General features: G+C 49.3%; 5 protein-coding genes and 1 pseudogene. 3 read left to right on the forward strand and 3 right to left on the reverse strand.

Annotation, left to right across the window (positions count from 1 at the left end):
- Positions 1-508: 508 nt before the first annotated feature.
- Positions 509-652: a protein YpaB gene (ypaB, locus tag BGK49_RS31410; protein WP_001300064.1), complete on the reverse strand. Its 144-nt coding sequence runs from the start codon at positions 650-652 to the stop codon at positions 509-511.
- Between the two features lie 127 nt (positions 653-779).
- Here ypaB and nrdA point away from each other — a divergent pair, with 127 nt between their 5' ends.
- The 3 genes from nrdA (at position 780) to yfaE (ending at position 4,596) form a co-directional block, all read left to right on the forward strand.
- On the forward strand, positions 780-3,065 hold the full coding sequence (gene nrdA, locus BGK49_RS08805; protein WP_001075159.1) for a class 1a ribonucleoside-diphosphate reductase subunit alpha: 2,286 nt from the start codon (positions 780-782) through the stop codon (positions 3,063-3,065).
- Positions 3,066-3,211: 146 nt separating this feature from the next.
- On the forward strand, positions 3,212-4,342 hold the full coding sequence (nrdB, locus tag BGK49_RS08810) for a class Ia ribonucleoside-diphosphate reductase subunit beta (protein WP_005028363.1): 1,131 nt from the start codon (positions 3,212-3,214) through the stop codon (positions 4,340-4,342).
- Positions 4,342-4,596: a ferredoxin-like diferric-tyrosyl radical cofactor maintenance protein YfaE gene (gene yfaE / locus BGK49_RS08815; protein WP_000135040.1), complete on the forward strand. Its 255-nt coding sequence runs from the start codon at positions 4,342-4,344 to the stop codon at positions 4,594-4,596. The genes nrdB and yfaE overlap by 1 nt, the downstream gene beginning before the upstream one ends.
- Before the next feature lie 53 nt (positions 4,597-4,649).
- Here yfaE and inaA read toward each other — a convergent pair.
- A pseudogene (inaA, locus tag BGK49_RS26005) lies at positions 4,650-5,300 on the reverse strand (lipopolysaccharide kinase InaA).
- A gap of 79 nt (positions 5,301-5,379) precedes the next feature.
- On the reverse strand, positions 5,380-5,620 hold a 241-nt coding region (locus BGK49_RS29195; RefSeq protein WP_158513072.1), incomplete at its 5' end, for a hypothetical protein.

Consider the following 5,620-nt stretch of genomic DNA (forward strand, 5'->3'; position numbering starts at 1 on the left):
AGCGGAGCAGGAAGGACATCTGATGGAAATGGAAGCCACGCAAGCACCTTAAAATCACCATCATACACTAAATCAGTAAGTTGGCAGCATTACCCTTGCGTAGAAAGATAATCCGCATATTTAAACGCATTATACAATATGGGTTATCTTTCTTTTGTAAATTGTCCAACCCGATGCAATGGCTATTTTGTTATTATTTGATGAATAATATCAGTGCGTCATAATTCAAGTTAATAACCTTAAGGGATACCAGTTATATTTAAACTAAATTAAAGTAATGAATAATTTTTTTATAATATAAGGTAAATTAACAAAATGGCTTCGCATTTAACAATAACCGAATAGAAAACAACCATTTCGACATCAACAATCGCTTACATTCGCTTATATATTGACCACAACTGATACATCAGATTATGTGATGACTCGTGCTTAGATCAATTTTTGCAATCATTAGCAAAAAGATTAATAAACCATCTATATCAATTTATCCAACCTATTCTGCCGTTCAAGAAATCGCCGAACAGTTATTTTTAACAAATTTTTCTCTTCCCATTGACTTTCCCGGACACCTTGTCTGACCTAAGGTGCGCGAAAGCCACTTTTTCCTTCCTGAGTTATCCACAAAGTTATGCACTTGCAAGAGGGCCATTTTCACACTATCTTGCAGTGAATCCCAAACATACCCCCTATATATAGTGTTCTAAGCAGCTTCCCGTACTACAGGTAGTCTGCATGAAACTATTGCGGAAAGAATTCCAAAAACAGGTACGACATACATGAATCAGAATCTGCTGGTGACAAAGCGCGACGGTAGCACAGAGCGCATCAATCTCGACAAAATCCATCGCGTTCTGGATTGGGCGGCAGAAGGACTGCATAACGTTTCGATTTCCCAGGTCGAGCTGCGCTCCCACATTCAGTTTTATGACGGTATCAAGACCTCTGACATCCACGAAACCATTATCAAGGCTGCCGCAGACCTGATCTCCCGTGATGCGCCGGATTATCAGTATCTCGCCGCGCGCCTGGCGATCTTCCACCTGCGTAAAAAAGCCTACGGCCAGTTTGAGCCGCCTGCGCTGTACGACCACGTGGTGAAAATGGTCGAGATGGGCAAATACGATAATCATCTGCTGGAAGACTACACGGAAGAAGAGTTCAAGCAGATGGACACGTTTATCGATCACGACCGTGATATGACCTTCTCTTATGCTGCCGTTAAGCAGCTGGAAGGCAAATATCTGGTACAGAACCGCGTGACCGGCGAAATCTATGAGAGCGCCCAGTTCCTTTATATTCTGGTTGCCGCGTGCCTGTTCTCGAACTACCCGCGTGAAACGCGCCTGCAATATGTGAAGCGTTTTTACGACGCGGTTTCCACATTTAAAATTTCGCTGCCGACGCCAATCATGTCCGGCGTGCGTACCCCGACTCGTCAGTTCAGCTCCTGCGTACTGATCGAGTGCGGTGACAGCCTGGATTCCATCAACGCCACCTCCAGCGCGATTGTTAAATACGTTTCCCAGCGTGCCGGGATCGGCATCAACGCCGGGCGTATTCGTGCGCTGGGTAGCCCGATTCGCGGTGGTGAAGCGTTCCATACCGGCTGCATTCCGTTCTACAAACATTTCCAGACAGCGGTGAAATCCTGCTCTCAGGGCGGTGTGCGCGGCGGTGCGGCAACGCTGTTCTACCCGATGTGGCATCTGGAAGTGGAAAGCCTGCTGGTGTTGAAAAACAACCGTGGTGTGGAAGGCAACCGCGTGCGTCATATGGACTACGGGGTACAAATCAACAAACTGATGTATACCCGTCTGCTGAAAGGTGAAGATATCACCCTGTTCAGCCCGTCCGACGTACCGGGGCTGTACGACGCGTTCTTCGCCGATCAGGAAGAGTTTGAACGTCTGTATACCAAATATGAGAAAGACGACAGCATCCGCAAGCAGCGTGTGAAAGCCGTTGAGCTGTTCTCGCTGATAATGCAGGAACGTGCGTCTACCGGTCGTATCTATATTCAGAACGTTGACCACTGTAATACCCATAGCCCGTTTGATCCGGCCATCGCGCCAGTGCGTCAGTCTAACCTGTGCCTGGAGATAGCCCTGCCGACCAAACCGCTGAACGACGTCAACGACGAGAACGGTGAAATCGCGCTGTGTACGCTGTCTGCTTTCAACTTGGGCGCAATTAATAACCTGGATGAACTGGAAGAGCTGGCAATTCTGGCGGTTCGTGCACTTGACGCGCTGCTGGATTATCAGGATTACCCGATCCCGGCCGCCAAACGTGGAGCGATGGGTCGTCGTACGCTGGGTATTGGTGTGATCAACTTCGCTTACTACCTGGCGAAGCACGGTAAACGCTACTCCGACGGCAGCGCCAACAACCTGACGCATAAAACCTTCGAAGCGATTCAGTATTACCTGCTGAAAGCGTCTAATGAGCTGGCTAAAGAGCAAGGCGCGTGCCCGTGGTTTAACGAAACCACTTACGCGAAAGGGATCCTGCCGATCGATACCTATAAGAAAGATCTGGATGCCATCGCTAATGAGCCGCTGCATTACGACTGGGAAGCATTGCGTGAATCAATCAAAACGCACGGCCTGCGTAACTCCACGCTTTCTGCCCTGATGCCGTCCGAGACCTCTTCGCAGATCTCTAACGCCACTAACGGTATTGAACCGCCGCGCGGTTACGTCAGCATCAAAGCGTCGAAAGACGGTATTTTGCGCCAGGTGGTGCCGGACTACGAGCACCTGCACGACGCCTATGAGCTGCTGTGGGAAATGCCGGGTAACGATGGCTACCTGCAACTGGTAGGTATCATGCAGAAATTTATCGATCAGTCGATCTCTGCTAACACCAACTACGATCCGTCACGTTTCCCGTCAGGAAAAGTGCCGATGCAGCAGTTGCTGAAAGACCTGCTCACCGCCTACAAATTCGGGGTCAAAACGCTGTATTATCAGAACACCCGTGACGGCGCTGAAGACGCGCAGGACGATCTGGTACCGTCAATCCAGGACGATGGCTGCGAAAGCGGCGCATGTAAGATCTGATATTGAGATGCCGGATGCAGCGTGAACGCCTTATCCGGCCTACGGCTCGGATTTGTAGGCCTGATAAGACGCGCCAGCGTCGCATCAGGCACAGGATGCGGCGTAAAATGCCTTATCCGGCATTAAACTCCCAACAGGACACACTCATGGCATATACCACCTTTTCACAGACGAAAAATGATCAGCTCAAAGAACCTATGTTCTTTGGTCAGCCGGTCAACGTGGCCCGCTACGATCAGCAAAAATATGACATCTTCGAAAAGCTGATCGAAAAGCAGCTCTCTTTCTTCTGGCGTCCGGAAGAAGTTGACGTCTCCCGCGACCGTATCGATTACCAGGCGCTGCCGGAGCACGAAAAACACATTTTTACCAGCAACCTGAAATATCAGACGCTGCTGGATTCCATTCAGGGTCGTAGTCCGAACGTGGCGCTATTGCCGCTTATTTCTATTCCGGAACTGGAAACCTGGGTCGAAACCTGGGCGTTCTCAGAAACGATTCATTCCCGTTCCTATACTCATATCATTCGTAATATCGTTAACGATCCGTCTATTGTGTTTGACGATATCGTCACCAACGAGCAGATCCAGAAACGTGCGGAAGGGATCTCCAGCTATTACGATGAACTGATCGAAATGACCAGCTACTGGCACCTTCTGGGCGAAGGCACCCACACCGTTAACGGTAAAACCGTAACCGTTAGCCTGCGCGAGCTGAAGAAAAAACTGTATCTTTGCCTGATGAGCGTTAACGCGCTGGAAGCGATCCGCTTCTACGTCAGCTTTGCTTGTTCCTTTGCCTTTGCAGAACGCGAATTGATGGAAGGCAACGCCAAAATTATTCGCCTGATTGCCCGCGACGAAGCCCTGCACCTGACCGGCACCCAGCATATGCTGAATCTGCTGCGCAGCGGCGCGGACGATCCTGAGATGGCGGAAATTGCCGAAGAGTGTAAGCAGGAGTGCTATGACCTGTTTGTTCAGGCAGCTCAACAGGAGAAAGACTGGGCGGATTATCTGTTCCGCGACGGTTCGATGATTGGTCTGAATAAAGACATTCTCTGCCAGTACGTTGAATACATCACCAATATCCGTATGCAGGCAGTCGGTTTGGATCTGCCGTTCCAGACGCGCTCCAACCCGATCCCGTGGATCAACACTTGGCTGGTGTCTGATAACGTGCAGGTTGCTCCGCAGGAAGTGGAAGTCAGTTCTTATCTGGTCGGGCAGATTGACTCGGAAGTGGACACCGACGATTTGAGTAACTTCCAGCTCTGATGGCCCGCGTTACCCTGCGCATCACTGGCACACAACTGCTGTGCCAGGATGAACACCCTTCCCTTCTGGCAGCGCTGGAATCCCACAATGTGGCGGTTGAGTACCAGTGTCGCGAAGGTTACTGCGGCTCCTGTCGCACACGCCTGGTTGCAGGTCAAGTTGACTGGATTGCCGAACCGTTAGCCTTTATTCAGCCGGGGGAAATTTTGCCCTGTTGTTGCCGGGCAAAAGGCGATATTGAAATCGAGATGTGAATTGGTTGTAGTGCCAGATACAACGCTTATGCGTCTTATCTGGCCTACAACGATTACATGGCGTAGTAATACGCTTTCACCTGCTCCCAGTCCGCTTTGGGGATTGGCTCCAGATATTTTTCCAGCTGGCGGAAGTCATGATTAATCGCTTTATCGCGACGCAAGCGGCGACGACTTTTCTCCAGGTCAAGAAAACCAGCTTCTGCCTTACCTTCTGTTTTCACATAGATATGGCGAACATAACAACAGCCATGCTGACGATTAATGCTATGCATTTTCTTAAACGCCAGCGCCACTGCTTTCAACATGGCTTGCCGTACTTCGTCAGAATAAGGCGATACTGCATGCTGGGCATACCAGTCAGCAATGCTGATGAACCCCGCCATATCTTCAGTCACCAGCAACGCTCGCCATTCACCCTCAATTTTCACCGCTTCACCAAAAACGATCTTCGGCACGATGACACCGGCCCGTTCCAGTTATTTAATTACCGCAACCTCACGGACAATCGTTGGTCGGCCGAACGGATAACGTACAGAATGAAACAGATGATGCGTCATGCGCTTTACATACAGCTTTTTGCCGTTGCGCTCGACGCATTGCACCCCGCTCATACCATTACGGCGATAGTTAGGCTCTTCAACCCAGTCGCCCTCTGTTGCCCACCAGTGATTAAATTCGTCGTACTTTGCTGAAACTGCCATACCCTATCGCCTGTCGTTTTTATTAACGACAATGACTATAGGTGGTTACCTGAGGAAAATCTTAATGAAACGTGTCGTATTAATGAATTTCTTTTGCCACTACTAGCTTGACACCGCTTTTACCCTTCATTTGCAGCGCATAGATTCCACCAGCCACTACCACTAATAGTGCGCCCAGCAGATAAAATGTGAATTTAATCAGGCGGATACAGCGATGAATTTTTAGACTGGCCCCCTGAATCTCCAGACAACCAGTATCACTTAAATAAGTGATAGTCTTAATACTAGTTTTTAGACTAGTCATTGGAGTACAGATGATT

The organism is Shigella sp. FC1544 (genome assembly GCF_001722145.1).
Taxonomy (GTDB): Bacteria; Pseudomonadota; Gammaproteobacteria; order Enterobacterales; family Enterobacteriaceae; genus Escherichia; species Escherichia coli.

Bases quoted from the DNA above. Each gene is read 5' to 3' on its own strand.
- yfaE (WP_000135040.1), top strand. From the start codon at position 4,342: ATGGCCCGCGTTACCCTGCGCATCACTGGCACACAACTGCTGTGCCAG.
- nrdB (WP_005028363.1), top strand. From the start codon at position 3,212: ATGGCATATACCACCTTTTCACAGACGAAAAATGATCAGCTCAAAGAA.
- ypaB (WP_001300064.1), bottom strand. From the start codon at position 652: ATGGCCCTCTTGCAAGTGCATAACTTTGTGGATAACTCAGGAAGGAAA.
- nrdA (WP_001075159.1), top strand. From the start codon at position 780: ATGAATCAGAATCTGCTGGTGACAAAGCGCGACGGTAGCACAGAGCGC.